Annotated in this window: 14 protein-coding genes; 5 read left to right on the top strand and 9 right to left on the bottom strand. The window is 71.9% G+C overall.

Annotated elements, in window-relative coordinates; translation table 11 throughout:
• Positions 1–55 precede the first annotated feature (55 nt).
• Together ACS5PV_RS11000 and ACS5PV_RS10995 are read right to left on the bottom strand one after the other, a co-directional pair.
• Entirely contained in the window at positions 56–1,021 is a 966-nt protein-coding gene (locus ACS5PV_RS11000) for a D-2-hydroxyacid dehydrogenase (protein ID WP_455395366.1), read from the bottom strand.
• A 190-nt stretch (positions 1,022–1,211) separates the two neighbouring features.
• A complete protein-coding gene (locus tag ACS5PV_RS10995) occupies positions 1,212–1,487 on the bottom strand; it encodes a hypothetical protein (protein WP_455395365.1) in 276 nt (91 codons plus the stop codon).
• Between the two features lie 163 nt (positions 1,488–1,650).
• On the opposite strand from ACS5PV_RS10995, the gene ACS5PV_RS10990 reads away from it, so the two are divergent.
• From ACS5PV_RS10990 to ACS5PV_RS10980, 3 genes are read left to right on the top strand one after another with little or no spacing between them, the layout of a single operon-like run.
• Entirely contained in the window at positions 1,651–2,169 is a 519-nt protein-coding gene (locus tag ACS5PV_RS10990) for a (2Fe-2S)-binding protein (RefSeq protein WP_455395364.1), read from the top strand.
• Positions 2,166–3,215 carry an FAD binding domain-containing protein gene (locus ACS5PV_RS10985; RefSeq protein WP_455395363.1) on the top strand — a complete coding sequence of 350 codons (1,050 nt, stop codon included), beginning with the start codon at positions 2,166–2,168 and terminating at the stop codon, positions 3,213–3,215. Before ACS5PV_RS10990 ends, ACS5PV_RS10985 begins: the two co-directional genes overlap by 4 nt.
• Positions 3,208–5,442: a xanthine dehydrogenase family protein molybdopterin-binding subunit gene (locus ACS5PV_RS10980; protein ID WP_455395362.1), complete on the top strand. Its 2,235-nt coding sequence runs from the start codon at positions 3,208–3,210 to the stop codon at positions 5,440–5,442. Before ACS5PV_RS10985 ends, ACS5PV_RS10980 begins: the two co-directional genes overlap by 8 nt.
• 163 nt (positions 5,443–5,605) lie before the next feature.
• Here ACS5PV_RS10980 and ACS5PV_RS10975 read toward each other — a convergent pair whose 3' ends face one another.
• The 7 genes from ACS5PV_RS10975 to ACS5PV_RS10945 form a co-directional block, all read right to left on the bottom strand.
• Positions 5,606–7,930 carry a Tex family protein gene (locus ACS5PV_RS10975; RefSeq protein WP_455395361.1) on the bottom strand — a complete coding sequence of 775 codons (2,325 nt, stop codon included), beginning with the start codon at positions 7,928–7,930 and terminating at the stop codon, positions 5,606–5,608.
• Positions 7,931–8,008: 78 nt separating this feature from the next.
• Positions 8,009–8,221, bottom strand: coding sequence for a hypothetical protein (locus ACS5PV_RS10970; RefSeq protein WP_455395360.1), 213 nt, complete (start codon positions 8,219–8,221; stop codon positions 8,009–8,011).
• A gap of 15 nt (positions 8,222–8,236) precedes the next feature.
• Entirely contained in the window at positions 8,237–8,437 is a 201-nt protein-coding gene (locus ACS5PV_RS10965; protein ID WP_455395359.1) for a hypothetical protein, read from the bottom strand.
• Positions 8,438–8,634: 197 nt separating this feature from the next.
• Positions 8,635–9,597, bottom strand: coding sequence for a DMT family transporter (locus ACS5PV_RS10960; protein WP_455395541.1), 963 nt, complete (start codon positions 9,595–9,597; stop codon positions 8,635–8,637).
• A gap of 303 nt (positions 9,598–9,900) precedes the next feature.
• Positions 9,901–10,155: a YbdD/YjiX family protein gene (locus tag ACS5PV_RS10955; protein ID WP_455395358.1), complete on the bottom strand. Its 255-nt coding sequence runs from the start codon at positions 10,153–10,155 to the stop codon at positions 9,901–9,903.
• Between the two features lie 4 nt (positions 10,156–10,159).
• Positions 10,160–12,223 carry a carbon starvation CstA family protein gene (locus tag ACS5PV_RS10950; RefSeq protein WP_455395357.1) on the bottom strand — a complete coding sequence of 688 codons (2,064 nt, stop codon included), beginning with the start codon at positions 12,221–12,223 and terminating at the stop codon, positions 10,160–10,162.
• Positions 12,224–12,595: 372 nt separating this feature from the next.
• Positions 12,596–13,261, bottom strand: coding sequence for a response regulator (locus ACS5PV_RS10945; protein ID WP_455395356.1), 666 nt, complete (start codon positions 13,259–13,261; stop codon positions 12,596–12,598).
• Between the two features lie 499 nt (positions 13,262–13,760).
• On the opposite strand from ACS5PV_RS10945, the gene ACS5PV_RS10940 reads away from it, so the two are divergent.
• A complete protein-coding gene (locus tag ACS5PV_RS10940; protein WP_455395540.1) occupies positions 13,761–14,936 on the top strand; it encodes an FIST N-terminal domain-containing protein in 1,176 nt (391 codons plus the stop codon).
• The gene (locus ACS5PV_RS10935) at positions 14,933–16,279 is read left to right on the top strand and encodes an ATP-binding response regulator (RefSeq protein WP_455395355.1); all 1,347 of its coding nucleotides are present in this window, start codon (positions 14,933–14,935) and stop codon (positions 16,277–16,279) included. Before ACS5PV_RS10940 ends, ACS5PV_RS10935 begins: the two co-directional genes overlap by 4 nt.
• Positions 16,280–16,372: the final 93 nt, after the last annotated feature.

The following is a 16,372-nucleotide window of genomic DNA, read 5'->3' as shown; positions in this document are numbered from 1 at the left end:
CACAAGCCATCGGGTGAGCGGGAACCTGCGGAGATATGCGGTTCTTCTCGGACCCTCACACCACCGGGTTCACCAGCTCCTCCCCCCGCCGCAGCCGCGCCAGGTTCTCGACCAGCAGGTCGATCACCCGGCCCTCGTACTGGCTGGTCTCGCCGGCGCTGTGGGGGGTGACGATCACGTTCGGCATGCGCCAGAACGGGGCGTCGGCCGGCAGCGGCTCGTCGTGAAAGCAGTCGAGGCCGGCGCCGGCGATGCCGCCCTCGGCGAGGGCGCGGGCCAGGGCGTCCTGGTCGACCACGCGGCCGCGGGCGACGTTGACGAGGAGCGCGCCCGGCTTCATCGCGGCGAGCGCCGCCCCGTCGATCAGCCCCTCGGTCTCCGGCGTCAGCGGGCAGGCGAGCGCCACGACGTCGGCCTGCCCCAGCGCCTCGTGCAGCCGGTCGGGGGCGAAGACCGCCTCGACGGGGTCGCCGGCCTCGAGCGGGCGGCGGCGCAGGCCGATCACCCGCATGTCGAAGGCCTGGGCCAGCCGGGCGATGCGGGTGCCGATGCGCCCGAGGCCGACCACCAGCAGCGTCCGGCCGCCGAGCTCCTGCTCGCGCTTGCCCGGGTCGGCGATCATCGGCCGCCAGGTCGCGGCGGCCTGGTTGCGCAGGGCCTCCGGCAGGTGGCGGGTGAGGCCGAGCATCAGCGCCAGCGCGTGCTCGGCCACGGCGCGCTCGTTGCCGCCCTGCGCGCTGGCGAGCCGGATGCCGCGCTCGCGCAACAGGTCCTTCGGGAACTGGTCGGTGCCGGCGCTGACCGACTGGATGAAGCGCAGGCGGGGCGCCCGCTCCAGAAGGCCGTGGCGCCAGAGGCCGGAGACCACCAGCACCTCGGCCTCCGCCACCGCGTCCTCCAGCGCCGCGAGGTCGCGCACCTCGACGAAGGGCTGGGAGACGCCCTTTGCCCTGTACGCGTCGCCGAGGCGATAGGCGGCGTGGGCGAGGACGATGGGGCCTGCGAGGGCGGGTGCGGTCATCGGCGGGCGGCTCCGGGGCGCGGGGAGGCGGGAGTTCACACCGGTGACGGGTCGGAGGCAAGCCGCGGAGCGGATCGGCGGCCGCGACCGTCTAAAAACATGAAAGCCCGCCCCCGCTCGCGTAGGGACGGGCTTCACCGGCTCGCGAGAGCAGGGGTCCCGAACGGGGCGAACGGGACCCCGGGCTCGATCAGCGGCCGTAGACGTACGGCGCGGCCGGGGCGTAGCCCGGGGGCACCTCACGGACCAGCACGCCGCGGTCGTCGCGCGGGACGATGACGACGCTGCCGGTGCTGTCGATGGTGGTGGCCGGGGCGCCGCCCGGGGCGCCGTAGGCGCGCTCCATGCCGGCCAGCGGGCCGCCAGCCTGCGAGCCCGAACGGTTGTAGGGCGAGCCGCCCTGGGCGAAGGCGGGGGCGGCGGCGACGGTCAGCAGGGCGGCCGCGAGGGCGAGACGGGTCTTCATCGTGCAACCTATGAAGTGAGGGGGACCGCGATGCGGTTTCGCAGCGTCAACCGCCTCGCCGGCAAAAGGTTCGCTGCGACATGTGCGCTGCCGCACGCGGCCGGATCTGGGCGGTGCGAGGGGCCGGATTAGTTTGGAGCGCGTCTAGCTTGGAGAAAGCCGCATGAGCGTCGACATCGTCCTGACGGTGAACGGCACGAGGCGCACGATCCCGATCCCGGACCCGCGCACCACCCTGCTCGATCTCCTGCGCGAGGGCCTGCATCTCACCGGCGCGAAGAAGGGGTGCGACCGCGGCCAGTGCGGCGCCTGCACGGTGCTGGTCGACGGGCGGCGGATCAATTCCTGCCTCGCGCTCGCGGTCAGCCTCGACGGCGCCGAGATCCTGACCATCGAGGGCCTGGCCGAGGGAGACCGCCTGCACCCGGTGCAGGAGGCGTTCATCGCCCATGACGGGTTCCAGTGCGGCTTCTGCACCCCGGGCCAGATCATGAGCGCCGTCGGGCTGATCCGCGAGGCCCAGGCCGGCAACGATCCCGAGCGGGTGCGCGAGGCGATGAGCGGCAACCTGTGCCGCTGCGGCGCCTATGCGGGCATCACCGAGGCGGTGCTGGAGGCGCAAGGAGCCATGAGCCAGCAGGCCCGGCATCCGGCCGCGACCCGGCAGGGAGAGGCGGCATGATCCCGTTCGAGTACGTCCGCGCCACCGATCTCGCCGGCGCGCTCGCCGCAGGCTCGGCCCCCGGCGCCGCATACCTCGCCGCCGGCACCAACCTCCTCGACCTGATGAAGGGCGACGTCAGCCGGCCGGCCCGCCTCGTCGACATCACCCGCCTGCCCGGCCTCGCCGCGGTGGAGCGGCGGGACGACGGCGCGGTGCGCATCGGCGCGCTCGCCCGCAACAGCGACCTCGCCCACGATCCCGCCTTCGCCAGGGCCTATCCGGCGGTGGCCGAGGCGCTCCTGTCGGGCGCCTCGGCGCAGCTGCGCAACGCCGCGACCGCCGCCGGCAACGTGATGCAGCGCACCCGCTGCCCGTACTTCACCGACACCGCCAGCGCCTGCAACAAGCGCCAGCCCGGCAGCGGCTGCGACGCGCGCGGTGGCGAGAACCGGCTGCACGCGATCCTCGGCTGGAGTGAGGCCTGCATCGCTACCCACCCGTCGGATTTCTGCGTGCCGCTCGTGGCGCTCGACGCGAGCGTCGAGATCGCGGGTCCCGCCGGGACGCGCACCGTGCCGCTGGAGGAGTTCCACCGCCTGCCCGGCGACGCGCCGGAGCGCGAGACGGTGCTCGAACCCGGCGAACTCGTCACCGCCCTGGTGCTGCCGCCGGAGGCTTCGCGCTTCTCCGGCCACAGCCGCTACCTCAAGGTCCGTGACCGCACCTCCTACGCCTTCGCGGTGGTCTCGGCGGCGGTGGCCCTGCGGCTCGACGGCGGCCGCATCGCCGAGGCGCGGCTGGCGCTCGGCGGCGTCGCCCTCAAGCCCTGGCGCGCCAGGGAGGCGGAGGGCCTGCTCGCCGGGCGGGCGCCGGACGACACCGCCTTCCGGGCCGCCGCCGACGCCGCCCTCGCGCAGGCGAAACCCTCCGGCGACAACGCCTTCAAGATCGAGCTCGCCCGCCGCCTCGTGGTGCGGGCGCTTCATCGCGCCGCGTCCGGCACGCCCGAGCGCCTGCCGGCGCTGCCGGGTTCCGCCCTCGCCTCGGAGGCCGCTCATGTCTGAGACCGCTGCCCGGACCCGCCACGGCTCCAATATCGGCCAGCCGCTCACCCGCCGCGACGGGATCCTGAAGGTGACGGGCGCCGCTCCCTACGCCGCCGACCGCCACCCGCCCGGGATGCTCTACGCCGTGATGGCGGTGAGCCGCATCGCCCGCGGCCGCGTCACCGGTCTCGACGTCGCGGCGGCGGAAAGCCATCCCGGCGTCGTCGCGGTGATGACGCCGCAGAACAAGCCCACGCTCGCCCAGCACCCGGACGAGAAGCACGACGGCTTCACCTTCCGGCTCGACCTCCTGCAGGACGACCGCGTCCGCTACGCCAACCAGCCGGTCGCGGTGGTGATCGCCGAGACGCTGGAGGCCGCGACCGAGGGCGCCGCGCTCCTCAGCCCCCGCTACGAGGCCGAGACCCCGGCGGTCGGGCTCGATTCGGCGCGAGCATTCACCCCGCCGGCGATCGGCGTCGGCGACCCGGCCGACATGGAGACGGGCGACGTCGCGGCGGGCCTCGCCGCGGCCTCGCGCACCATCGAGGCGACCTACGAGACGCCGGCGCAGTACCACAACGCGATGGAGCCGCACGCGGTCGTGGCGACCTGGGACGGCGACCGGCTCGACCTCGACATGCCCTCGCAGGGGCTGGCGATGGCGCAAGGCCGCATCGCCGGCCTGTTCGGGATCTCAGCCAGCGACATCCACATTCGCAGCCCGTTCCTCGGCGGCGGCTTCGGCTCGAAGGGGATGATCGCCGGGCCCCAGGTGCTCGGCATCATGGCGGCCCGCCTCGTCGGCCGGCCGGTGAAGCTCGTGATGAGCCGGCCGCAGATGTTCGGCCCGGTCGGCCACCGCGCCCCCACCCGCCAGACCCTGCGCCTCGGCGCCACTGACGATGGCGGGCTCACCGCCCTCGAGCACCACACGCTCACGGCCACCAGCACCTTCGACGACTTCATCGAGCCGAGCGGCGGCGTCTCGCACACGCTCTACGCCGCGCCGGCGCTCGCCACCCGGCACCGGGCGGTGCGGCTCGATACCGGCACGCCGCTGTTCATGCGCGCGCCCGGCGAGGCCTCGGGCAGCGCGGCGCTCGAGGCCGCCATCGACGAGATGGCCGAGGCCTGCGGCATGGACCCGCTGGCGTTCCGCCTGCGCAACTACGCCGAGACCGAGCCGGCCTCCGGCAAGCCGTTCTCCTCCAAGGCCCTGCGCGAGTGCTACGCGCGCGGCGCGGAGGCGTTCGGGTGGGGCAAGCGTCCCCTGGCTCCGGGGCAGATGCGCAACGCCGACGGCCTCCTCGTCGGCTGGGGCGTCGGCACCGCGACCTTCCCGGCCCTGATGTTCCAGGCCGAGGCGCGGGCGGTGCTGAAGGTCAGCGGCGAGGCCTCCGTGGCGATCGGCGCGATCGACATGGGGCAGGGGGCCTGGACGGCGCTCGCCCAGATCGCCGCGGAGGAACTCGGCCTCGACATCGACGCGATCGACTTCCGCATCGGCACCTCGGACCTGCCGAACGGCGGCATCGCCGGCGGTTCGGCCCACACCGCCACCGCCGGCACGGCGATCAAGGGGGCGGCGGCCGACGCCATCGCGCAGCTCGCGGCGCTGGCCACGCAGGACGAGCGCTCGCCGCTCTACGGCGCCGGCAATGCCGGGGTGATCGCTCGCGGCGGCCGCCTCGTGCGGCGCGATGACGAGGGGCGGTCCGAGGCCTTCGCGGAGATCCTGGGGAGGGCCGGCAAGGAGTCGGTCGAGGGCAAGGGTGCGGCCGGGCCCGACGCGGCGCGGGAGCACTACGCCATGCACGCCCACGGCGCGGTCTTCGCCGAGGTGACGGTCGATCCCGATCTCGGCCAGATCCGGGCGACGCGCCTCGTCGGCGCCTTCGCGGCCGGGCGGATCATCAACCCGCGGCTGGTGCGCAGCCAGTATTACGGCGGGATGATCTGGGGCGTCTCCTTCGCCCTGCACGAGCAGGCGGTGATGGACCCGCGCACCGGCCGGCCGATGAACGCCAACCTCGCCGAGTACCACGTGCCGGTGAACGCCGACGTGCCCTCGCTGGAGGCGATCCTGGTCGATGAGGAGGATCCCCACGTCAACCCGCTCGGGATCAAGGGCGTGGGCGAGATCGGCGTCACGGGAAGCGCCGGTGCCATCGTCAACGCGATCTGGCACGCCACCGGCAAGCGGGTGCGCAAGCTGCCGGTGACGCTCGACAAGCTGCTGTAGGGCCGGGATCCGCCGGACAGAAACCTCCCCCGCAGAGGGGGGAGGGTTCCAGCGCGATTGCCGTCGCTGCCGCACGCGCGCAACCTGCCGTGTCGTGTACCGTGCTGCAGGGCGATCGGGCTCTGCCCTCGCGGGCGCATCCGTGCGACGCGACGAACCCCCGTCAGCGCCGCGGCCCGCGATCGAGCCCCGCCTTGCGCAGGGCGTCCGCCAGCGCCCCGCCGCCGGCCGGCTCCTCGCGGCGGGCTTGCGGGCGCGGCGCCTCGCGCCGTGGCGCGTCGCGGTGCTGGCCACCTTGCTCGCGCGGCGGCCTCGCGCCGACCTCGTCGTCGAGGCGCATGGTGAGCGAGATGCGCTTGCGGGGGACATCCACCTCCAGCACCTTTACCCGCACCACGTCGCCGGGCTTCACCACCGCGCGGGGATCCTTCACGAAGGTCTTCGCCAGGGCCGAGATGTGGACGAGCCCGTCCTGGTGCACGCCGACATCGACGAAGGCCCCGAAGGCCGCGACGTTGGTCACCACCCCCTCCAGCACCATGCCGGGTTTGAGATCGCCAATGGTCTCGACGCCGTCCTGGAAGGTCGCGGTCTTGAAGGTGGGGCGCGGGTCGCGGCCGGGCTTTTCCAGCTCGGCGATGATGTCGGTGACCGTCGGCAACCCGAAGGTCTCGTCGATGAAGGTCCTGGGGTTCAGGCCCTTCAGCACCGTGCCGTTGCCGATCACCGCCTTGATGTCGCTCTTCGTCGCCTGGAGGATGCGGCGCACCACCGGGTAGGCCTCCGGGTGGACGCCCGACGCGTCGAGCGGGTCGTCGCCGTTCTGGATCCGCAGGAAGCCCGCCGACAACTCGAACGCCTTGGGCCCGAGCCCCGCGACTTTCTTCAGCCCTGAGCGGCTGCGGAACGGCCCGTTGCTGTCGCGGTGCGCGACGATGTTCTGCGCCACCCGCTCGGTGAGGCCCGACACCCGGGCGAGCAGCGGGCCCGAGGCGGTGTTCACGTCGACGCCGACGCCGTTCACGCAATCCTCCACCACCGCGTCGAGGGAGCGCGACAGCTTCCCTTCCGCGAGATCGTGCTGGTACTGCCCGACGCCGATCGCCTTCGGCTCGATCTTGACGAGCTCCGCCAGCGGGTCCTGGAGGCGCCGGGCGATCGAGACCGCGCCGCGCAACGACACGTCGAGCCCCGGCAGCTCCTGGCTGGCATAGGCCGAGGCCGAGTAGACCGAGGCGCCGGCCTCCGACACCATCACCTTGGTGAGCTTGAGTTCCGGCTGCTTGGCGATCAGCTCGGCGGCGAGCCGGTCGGTCTCGCGCGAGGCGGTGCCGTTGCCGATCGCCACCAGCTCGACCCCGTGCGCCCGGCAGAGCTTGGCCAGCGTCATCAGCGAGCCGGTCCAGTCGCGCCGCGGCTCGTGCGGGTAGATCGTGTCGGTCGCCACCACCTTGCCGGTGGCGTCGACCACCGCGACCTTCACGCCGGTGCGGAAGCCCGGATCGAGGCCGAGCGTCGTCCGGGCACCGGCGGGGGCGGCGAGCAGCAGGTCGCGCAGGTTGCCGGCAAAGACCCGCACGCCCTCCGTCTCGGCGGCGTCCCACAGGCGCGCCCGCAGGTCGAGCTCGATCGAGAGCCGCAGCTTGGTGCGCCAGGCGAAGCGCACGACCTCCATCAGCCAGCGGTCGCCGGGCCGGCCGCGATCCTGGATCCCCACCGAGAGGGCGATGCGGCCGTCATAGAGGCTCTGCGCGTCGACCCCCTCCGGCGCCTCGTCGAGGCGCAGGTCCAGCACCTCCTCCTTCTCGCCCCGGAACAGCGCCAGCACCCGGTGGGAGGGGAGGCGGGTCAGGGGCTCGGAGAAGTCGAAATAGTCGGAGAACTTGGCCCCCGCCTGGGCCTTGCCGTCGCGCACCCGGGAGACGAGCCTGCCGCGGGTCCAGAACGCCTCGCGCAGCTGCCCCACGAGTTCCGCATTCTCGGCGAAGCGCTCGACCAGGATGGAGCGCGCGCCCTCCAGCGCCGCCTCCGGCGTCGCCACGCCCTTGCCCTCGTCGACGAACGGGGCGGCGGCGGTGAGCGGCACCTGATCGGGGCGGGAGAGCAGCGCCTCGGCGAGCGGGCCCAAGCCCGCCTCGCGGGCGATCTGCGCCTTGGTGCGGCGCTTCGGCTTGAACGGCAGGTAGAGATCCTCGAGCCGCGCCTTGGTGTCGGCGGCGAGGATCTGGCCCTTGAGCGCGTCGTCGAGCTTGCCCTGTCCCTGCACGCTCTCGAGGATCGCGGCGCGGCGGGCCTCCAGCTCGCGCAGGTAGCGCAGGCGCTCCTCCAGGGTCCGCAGCTGCGCGTCGTCGAGGGTGCCGGTGACTTCCTTGCGGTAGCGGGCGATGAACGGCACCGTCGAGCCGCCGTCCAGGAGTTCCACCGCCGCCTTGACCTGCCACTCCTGCGCGCCGAGTTCGGTGGCGATGCGCTGCGTGATGCTGGACATGACGACTCCGCGATTCCGGGGCGACGGGGAGGCGTGTCCTTAGAGGGGTTGGGAGCGCGTTGGAAGGGCGGGGACGGGTCAGGCGGCCGGGTCGTCCGACGCTGCCGTGGCTCGCCGGCGGGAGCGCAACGTCCACCCGTCGCGCTCCTCGCGGGTGAACAGGGCGCAGACCGTGATCTGGGAGAGCGCGATCACCGGCATCGCCAGCACGGCGGCGACGACATACTGCCCGTGGCCGCCGGGCAGGCGCCAGAGCGGGGCACCCTGCATGACGCCCTGGAGCAGGCTCAACTGGCCGCCGATGAGCTAGCCGAAGCGCTGGTCGCTCGTGAAGCGGCGCTCGACGGGGCGGAGCAGGATCACGAAGACCATGATCGACCACGCCGCCAGCCCGGCCACCAGGGGGATGACGGCCGGATCAAGGGTCCCGACGAGCAGCACCTGCAAGGTCTCGTAGAGGACGACGCTGACGGCGCCCGCGACGAGCAATACGAGCAGATGCGCCACATTACTCTCCCGGGACGGACTGCCGATGCGCTGGAGTTTCGCCTTCGCGGGATGATGATGTTGCTAGTCTATCTTTGGGTCAAGAGTCGCGTCGATCGCTCAGAGACGGAAATATTCGGAAATGAAAACAGTCGGCCTGCATGAGCAGGCCGACCGACGCGATCACGAATGGGGACGATGGCTCCCGTGGGCGCCGCTCAGCGCACCCCGCCCGCCGGCAGCACCCCGGTCGGGGCCGGCACCCGGCGCATCCGCTCGCGGTGGGCGGTGTAGAGGCCGCTGCCGCAGATCACCAGCACGCCGAGGCCCATATAGGCGTCCGGCACCGTGCCGAAGAACAGGAAGCCGAGGAGGCCGGCCCAGATGATCTGGCTGTAGGAGAACGGCACCAGGGTCGAGGCCGGGGCGTGGCGGTAGGCGATGGTGACGATCCAGTGCCCCATGGTCGAGATGAAGCCGATCGCGGCGCCGATCGCGACCTGGGTCAGGTTCGGGGTCTCCCAGACGAAGGGCACGATCGCGGACAGGATCAGGAAGCCGACGATCGCCGACCAGGTCATGGTGGTCTGCGGCGCGTCGTAGCCGTTGATCTTGCGGGTGACGACGAGGGCGGCGGCCCAGAACAGGGCGGAGACGATCGGCAGCAGGGCCGCGGCCTGGAAGGCGCTGGTGCCGGGCCGGACGATGATCAGCACGCCGATCAGCCCGACGAAGGCGGCGGCCCAGCGCCGGGCGCCGACCTTCTCGCCGAGCACCGGGATCGACAGGGCGGTGACGAAGATCGGCGACACGAAGGCGATCGCGGTGATCTCGGCCACCGGCAGGGAGCGCAGGCCCGCGAGGAACAGGAGCGCCGAGCCGACGAGGGCGACGCCGCGCACCACCTGGAGGCCGGGCCGCGCTGAGCGGAACGGCGAGGCGCCGCGCTTGAACCGCGCCCGCACCAGGGCGGCGACCAGCATCACGGCGAGGAAGCCGACGTAGCGCAGCCACGCGACCTCGATCCCGGAGAGCTGCCCGGTGAGGTACTTGGCGGTGGCGTCGGAACTCGACAGGAAGACGGTGGAGACCACCACCAGCACGATGCCGCGCAGCGGCTGGTCGCCGATGAGGGCCGGCAGGGCCGGGCGGGCGGAGGGGGCGGCGACGGGGAGTGTCAGGGAGGCCACGGGGCTAACGGCGGGTGCGGATGAGGGGCCTCCTCTGTAGCACCGCACGGCTCAGCTCAGCCGTGTCGATTGCGCGCCGCCGCCATGCCGTCCGATCAGCCCTAGTTAAGGCGCGCTTTACCCGATCGTGTTCGGCCGGTGGCGACTTGCGAGAGCACTGCCATCATCCTGCCGCAAGCGTTACGGGTGTCACCTGAAAGAACCATGAAGACGTTTCGTCTTCGCCGGAACCGGATCCGGCATTGCGTGTTGTTTCGCCCGCGCGGGTTCGAGCCTGCGCGGGCGAGAGGTCGGTCAGCAGCAGCGGAAGCCGCCGCGGCCGCCGACGCCGAACCGGGCGTTCTGGCGCTCGCGGAAGAACTCCGTCGGGGTCATCGGCTGCTGGTCGGGGTGGGTCTTGCGGATATGGGCGACGTAGGTGTCGTAGTTGCCCTGGCCGACCATCAGCCGCGCGCCGTCGCAGACGCAGCGGGTGAGGGCCGCCCAGCGCTCCCGCAAGGCCTGCCCGTTCGGTTGCGCGGTCGCGTGCCTGTTCATGGGCTCATTCATGGGCTCACTCCGCCGCCGCCGGCAGCGCCCGCGGATCCGCCTCGACGGCGGTCCAGCGGTCGGCCCGGTAGGCCTTGAGGCAGGCGCTCACGCCGAAGGCGATGATCGCCACCACGACGCCGACGAAGAGCAGCGCCAGCACCGCGTCGATGCGGTCGTTGAAGATGATCTGGCGCATCTGGTCGGCGCTCTTGGCCGGCGCCAGCACCTTGTTCTCGGCGAGCGCCGTGGCGTAGCGGTCGGCGTGGGCGAGGAAGCCGACCCGCGGATCGGCGGAAAAAACCTTCTGGAGGCCGGCGGTGAGGGTGCAGGCGACGAGCCACAGCGTCGGCACGATGGTGACGAGGGCGTAGCGCTCCCGCTTCATCTTGAAGATGACCACGGTGCACAGCGTCAGCGCGATTGCCGCCAGCATCTGGTTCGAGATGCCGAAGAGCGGCCACAGGGTGTTCACGCCGCCCAGCGGATCGGTGACGCCCTGGTAGAGGAAGAAGCCCCAGAACGCGACGCAGAGACCCGTCGCCACGATGCTCGGGCCCCAGGACGCGGTGTCCTTGAAGGCCGGCACCGCGACGCCGATCAGGTCCTGGAGCATGAAGCGCCCGGCCCGGGTGCCCGCGTCCACCGCGGTGAGGATGAACAGTGCCTCGAACAGGATGGCGAAGTGGTACCAGAACGCCATCATCGCCTTGCCGCCGACGACGTTCGAGATGATGTGGGCCATGCCGACCGCGAGCGTCGGCGCGCCGCCGGCCCGCGAGATCACGGTGTGCTCGCCGACATCCGCCGCGGTCTGCTTGATGGTCTCAGGGCTGATCGGGAAGCCCATCGTGGTGACCGCCGCCGACGCGCTCTCCGCCGTGGTGCCGACGACCGCCGCCGGCGAGTTCATGGTGAAGTACACGCCCGGATCGATGACGCTGGCGGCGACGAGCGCCATCACGGCGACGAAGGACTCCATCAGCATGCCGCCGTAGCCGATGAAGCGGGCATTGACCTCGTTGTCGATCAGCTTCGGGGTGGTGCCCGACGAGATCAGGCTGTGGAAGCCCGAGACCGCGCCGCAGGCGATGGTGATGAACAGGAACGGGAACAGCGAGCCCGACCAGACCGGGCCGGAGCCGTCGACGAACTTCGTCACCGCCGGCATCTGGAGATGCGGCGCCAGCACCAGGATGCCGAGCGCGAGGCCGACGATGGTGCCGATCTTGAGGAAGGTCGAGAGGTAGTCGCGCGGGGCGAGCAGCAGCCAGACCGGCAGGATCGAGGCGACGAAGCCGTACCCGATCAGCATCCAGCACAGCTGCGTGCCGGTGAAGGTGAACATCGCAGCCAGCGTCGGGTCGTTGGCGACGTTCTGGCCGAAGATGATCGCCGCCATCAGCAGCACGAAGCCGAGGATCGAGACCTCGCCGATGCGGCCCGGGCGGATCCAGCGCGAGTACACGCCCATCAGGAGCGCGATCGGGATCGTCGCCATGACGGTGAAGGTGCCCCACGGGCTCTCGGCCAGCGCCTTGACGACGATCAGCGCCAGCACCGCCAGGATGATGACCATGATGAGGAAGGCGCCGAACAGCGCGACGACACCCGGAATCGTGCCGAGTTCGGCCCGGATCAGCTCGCCGAGCGAGCGGCCGTCGCGGCGCATCGAGACGAACAGCACCATGAAGTCCTGCACGGCGCCGGCCAGCACCACGCCGGAGAGGATCCAGAGCAGGCCCGGCAGGTAGCCCATCTGGGCCGCCAGCACCGGGCCGACCAGCGGGCCGGCGCCCGCGATCGCCGCGAAGTGGTGGCCGAACAGGACGTACTTGTCGGTCGGGACGTAATCGAGCCCGTCGTTGTGGCGCAGAGCCGGGGTCTGGCGGGTCGGGTCGAGCCGCATGATGCGGTCGGCGATGTAGAGCGAGTAGTAGCGGTAGGCGATCAGGTAGACCGACACCGCCGCGACGACGATCCAGAGGGCGTTGATGCTCTCGCCGCGCTGCGTCGCCACCACGGCGAGGGCGGCGGCCCCGAGCGCACCCACGAGGGCCCAGGGTCCGTGCTTCCGGACGGCAGTCATGAGGGTTTCCTCCCGGCTTCGCCGCCGGGCTGACCACGGGCCTTCGGCGGCTTCCTTCGACTTTCGGGTAAAGGAAACGTTAAGGGCTGCCAATGCGGCGGCGAGGCGGGGGCGTCGGGGAAGGATTAGACTTTCGTCGCAAGGATGGATGAGAGGCGATGCGAGCACGTGGCGGGAAGCTCTGACACCCGCCATCGTCATCCCGGGGCCGCAACAGCGGAACCCGGGATCCACGAACGCCGACGATGCAGGACGAGACGGGACGGATAAGCTTCGTTCTGGAGCGTCAGCGGCTATGAATCCCAGGTTCTCCGTTGCACCGAGCTCCGGGATGACGTCGGGCTGGATGGGTCTCGTCTTGCGGATGGCCGCTCAGCCCGACGGCAACCCCGCCAGGATGTGATCGTAATCGAGGTTCGCCGTCTCGATGACGATCTGGGTCCGGCTGATGACCCCGAGCTTGCGCAGGATCTCCGAGACGTGGGCCTTGACGGTCGAGTCGCCGACGCCGAGCTCGTGGGCGATCTGCTTGTTGAGCTTGCCCTGGCGGATCATCAGCAGCACCCGGACCTGCTGCGGCGTCAGCTCGGCGATGCGCTCGGCGATCGGCGCCTTGCCGGGCTTGCGGCCGGGGGCCTCCGCCGGGCCCGCCACGCCCTCGGGCACGAACACCGCGCCGTTGAGCACGTCGGTGATGGCGCGGATCAGCACCGGCTTGCCGGCGGCCTTGGGCACGAAGCCGGCGGCGCCGTGGGCCAGCGCCTCGCGCACGATGCGCGGATCGTCGAGGCCCGACACGACCAGCACCGGGATGCGCGGGAAGCGGGTGCGGATCGCGATCAGCCCGTCGAAGCCGTTGACGCCCTGCATGGTGAGGTCGAGGAGCGTCAGGTCGATCGAGCGGCCGCGCGACAGCGCCGCGCAGGCGCTCTCGATGCCGTCGGCCTCCTCGACCTCGGCGGCCGGGAAGGCGAGGCGGACCGCGCTGCTCAGGGCGTCGCGGAACAGCGGGTGATCGTCGACGATGATCAGGTGCATGTCCGCCCCCTCCGCGACGGGCGTCGGCGCCCCGTCCGGCCGCGGAAGAGACACCCCAGGGGCCGGACCGGTCAATCCCGTCATCGCAGCGGACCCCCTCTTGCACATGCATGGCCTTGCGGCATGCGCACCCGCAGATCGGGCACAGCAACGCCGCCGCGCCCGTAAGTCGAGGAAAGAGTTAGCACGCGGAGCCCCGCAGCAGCCACCGTGCTTTGGTATGGATGTCGAAATCGAGGGGGGATTCCCCGGGGCCGGACCGCCCCCGCACATTGGTCCAATGGTGGGCGGTGCCAGCCCGGTCCTATCGTCGTGCGACCTTCCTCGCCAAGGGACCTCCTGGCCGAGGGACCTCCTCGCCGCGCCTGCGCACCGCACGCCTTTGTTGCCAGCCACACCCCCGCGCCGCATAATGGCGCCAACGCCGCGACGGAGCCGGCGACACGGGAGGGACGGCTTGGTGCTGGACACCTTGGCGCGGGGAGACCCGGCGCGGGCCATGCCGGAGATCGGGCCGGGCGAGGCCACGCGCACGCGCTCGCATCTCTGCGGGATCCAGACCGCCTGGACCGAGGCGACCGGGCCCGAGGCCGCCGCCAGGGCGCTCGCCGCCTCCCTCGACGTCACCCGCATCGCCCACCTCGTCATCTTCTTCTCGCCGGCCTACGGGGTCGAGGCGCTGAACGCGGCGCTCGCCCGCGCCTTTCCGGGCGTGCGGATCGCCGGCTGCACCTCGTCGGGCGAGATCAGCCCGATGGCCGGGCTCGACCGCGGCCTCGTGGCGATCGCCTTCCCGCACGAGGGGTTCCGCATCGCCTCGACGGTGCTGGAGGCGGTCGACAACCTCGACGCCGAGCGCGCCGCCGCCTCGATCCGCAGCTTGCGCTGCGCCCTCGAGCGGATCTCCCGCGGCGGGCAGCGTTTCGCGATCTCGCTCATCGACGGCCTCGCCAATGCCGAGGAGACGGTGATCGCCGCGATCGGCTACGGGCTCGACGGGGTGCCGCTGGTCGGCGGCTCGGCCGGGGACGAGCTGACCTTCTCCGAGACGGCGCTGATCCACGACGGGCAGGTGCACCGCCGCGCCGCGATCCTGCTCCTGATCGAGTCCGACTTCCCCGTCGAGATCTTCAAGAACGACAATTTCGAGCCGACCGGCGTCAAGTTCGTGGTCACCGACACCGACCAGGAGCAGCGCACCGTGCGCGAGCTGAACGCCGAGCCGGCGGCGGTCGAGTATGCCGGCGCGCTCGGCCTCGATCCCGACGCGCTCACGCCCACGAGCTTTGCCGCGCACCCCCTCGTGGTGCGGGTCGGCGGCGACTATTTCTGCCGCTCGATCCGCCACCTCAACCCGGACCGGTCGCTGAGCTTCCACTGCGCCATCGAGAGCGGCGTGGTGCTGACCCTGGCGCGCCAGAAGGACCTGGTCGAGGCGACCCGCGAGGAGCTGGCGCGGCTCGACGCGCGGCTCGGCGGCGTCGACCTGGTGATCGGCTTCGAATGCGTGCTGCGCCGCCTCGACGCCGAGATCCACCAGGCGCGCCACAGCATCGCCGACCTCTACCGGCGCTACAACGTCGTCGGCTTCGAGACCTACGGCGAGCAGTACCGCTCGATGCACCTGAACCAGACCTTCACGGGCATCGCCATCGGCCGGCCCGCCGGCCCGTGAGCGGGACGGACGAGGCGGGGGACGTCGCGGCGCTCCACCGCCGCATCGCCAAGCTGGAGCGCATCAACGCCGCCCTGATGTCCCAGGTCGAGCGCACGATGGACCAGCGCGGCAGCGCCTACTCGCTGTTCCAGACCGCCATCACCCTCGAGGGCCAGGTCCGCTCCCGCACCGAGGAGCTGACGGCGCTGATGCGCAGCCTGGAGCGCACGAACCAGGACCTGACCGCGGCCAAGGAGGAGGCCGAGCGGGCCAACCGCTCGAAGACCCGCTTCCTCACCGCCGCGAGCCACGACCTGCTCCAGCCGCTCAACGCCGCCCGGCTGTCGCTCTCCGCGCTCGCCGACATGCGGGTGAGCCCCGAGGCGCGGACCATCGTCGGCCAGGTCGAGCGGGGCTTGCAGACCATCGAGGACCTGATCAAGACGCTCCTCGACATCTCGAAGCTCGATGCCGGGCTGATCCAGCCGGTGGTGCGGCCGGTGCTCGTCGCCGACGTGCTGGAGGGCATCGAGGCGAGCTTCGGGCCGCTCGCCGCCCGCAAGGGCCTGCGCCTCTCGGTGCGCGGCGGCCAGGCCTGGGTGGCGAGCGACCTCGTGCTGCTCCAGCGCATCCTCCAGAACCTGGTCTCGAACGCGGTCCGCTACACCGCCGCCGGCGGGGTGCTGGTGGCGGCGCGGACGCGCGGCCCCGAGATCCGCATCGACGTGGTCGATTCCGGCGCCGGCATCCCGGCCGACGAGCAGGACCTGATCTTCGAGGAGTTCCACCGCGGCGGGCGCGAGAGCGTCGACGGCGAGATCGCGCTCGGCCTCGGCCTGTCGATCGTGCGCCGCTCGGCCCAGGCCCTCGGGCACCGGTTGAGCCTCGACTCGCGGGTCGGCCACGGCTCGCGCTTCAGCCTGCACCTCAATCCGTGCGCCCCCGAGCCGCCCCGGCCCGCCCCCTCGCTGGTGCCGCCGACGAGCCTGACCGGCGCGCGGATCGCGCTGATCGAGAACGACAAGGCGGCGCTGGAAGCCCTGGCGCGGCTGTTCCACGGCTGGGACGCCAACGCGTTCGCCGCCCGCGACCACCTCAGCCTGGTGCGGCTGTTGGGCACGACCTGGAGCCCCGACGTCGTCGTCGCCGACTTCCACCTCGACGGCGGCGCCTGCGGCCTCGACACCGTGGAATGGCTGCGCTCGGTCCACGGCCACCACATCCCGGCGGTGATCACCACCGCCGACCACTCGTCCGAGGTCGAGGCCCGGGTGCGGGCGGCGCGCTGCGAGCTGGTGCACAAGCCGCTGAAGCCGGCGCAGCTGCGGGCGCTGCTCGCCCACCTGCTGAGCCGCGGCTGAGCCCGCGCGGCCGTACCGCGGCCGTGGCAGAAACATTTCCGAAGATGTCTGGATCCCGGTTTCGCCACAAAGAGCGTTGCGTGGACTATTGTC

Source organism: Methylobacterium sp. Gmos1 (assembly GCF_053764715.1).
Note: the sequence above shows the minus strand (reverse complement) of the source record. Positions and strands in the feature narration are given on the sequence as shown.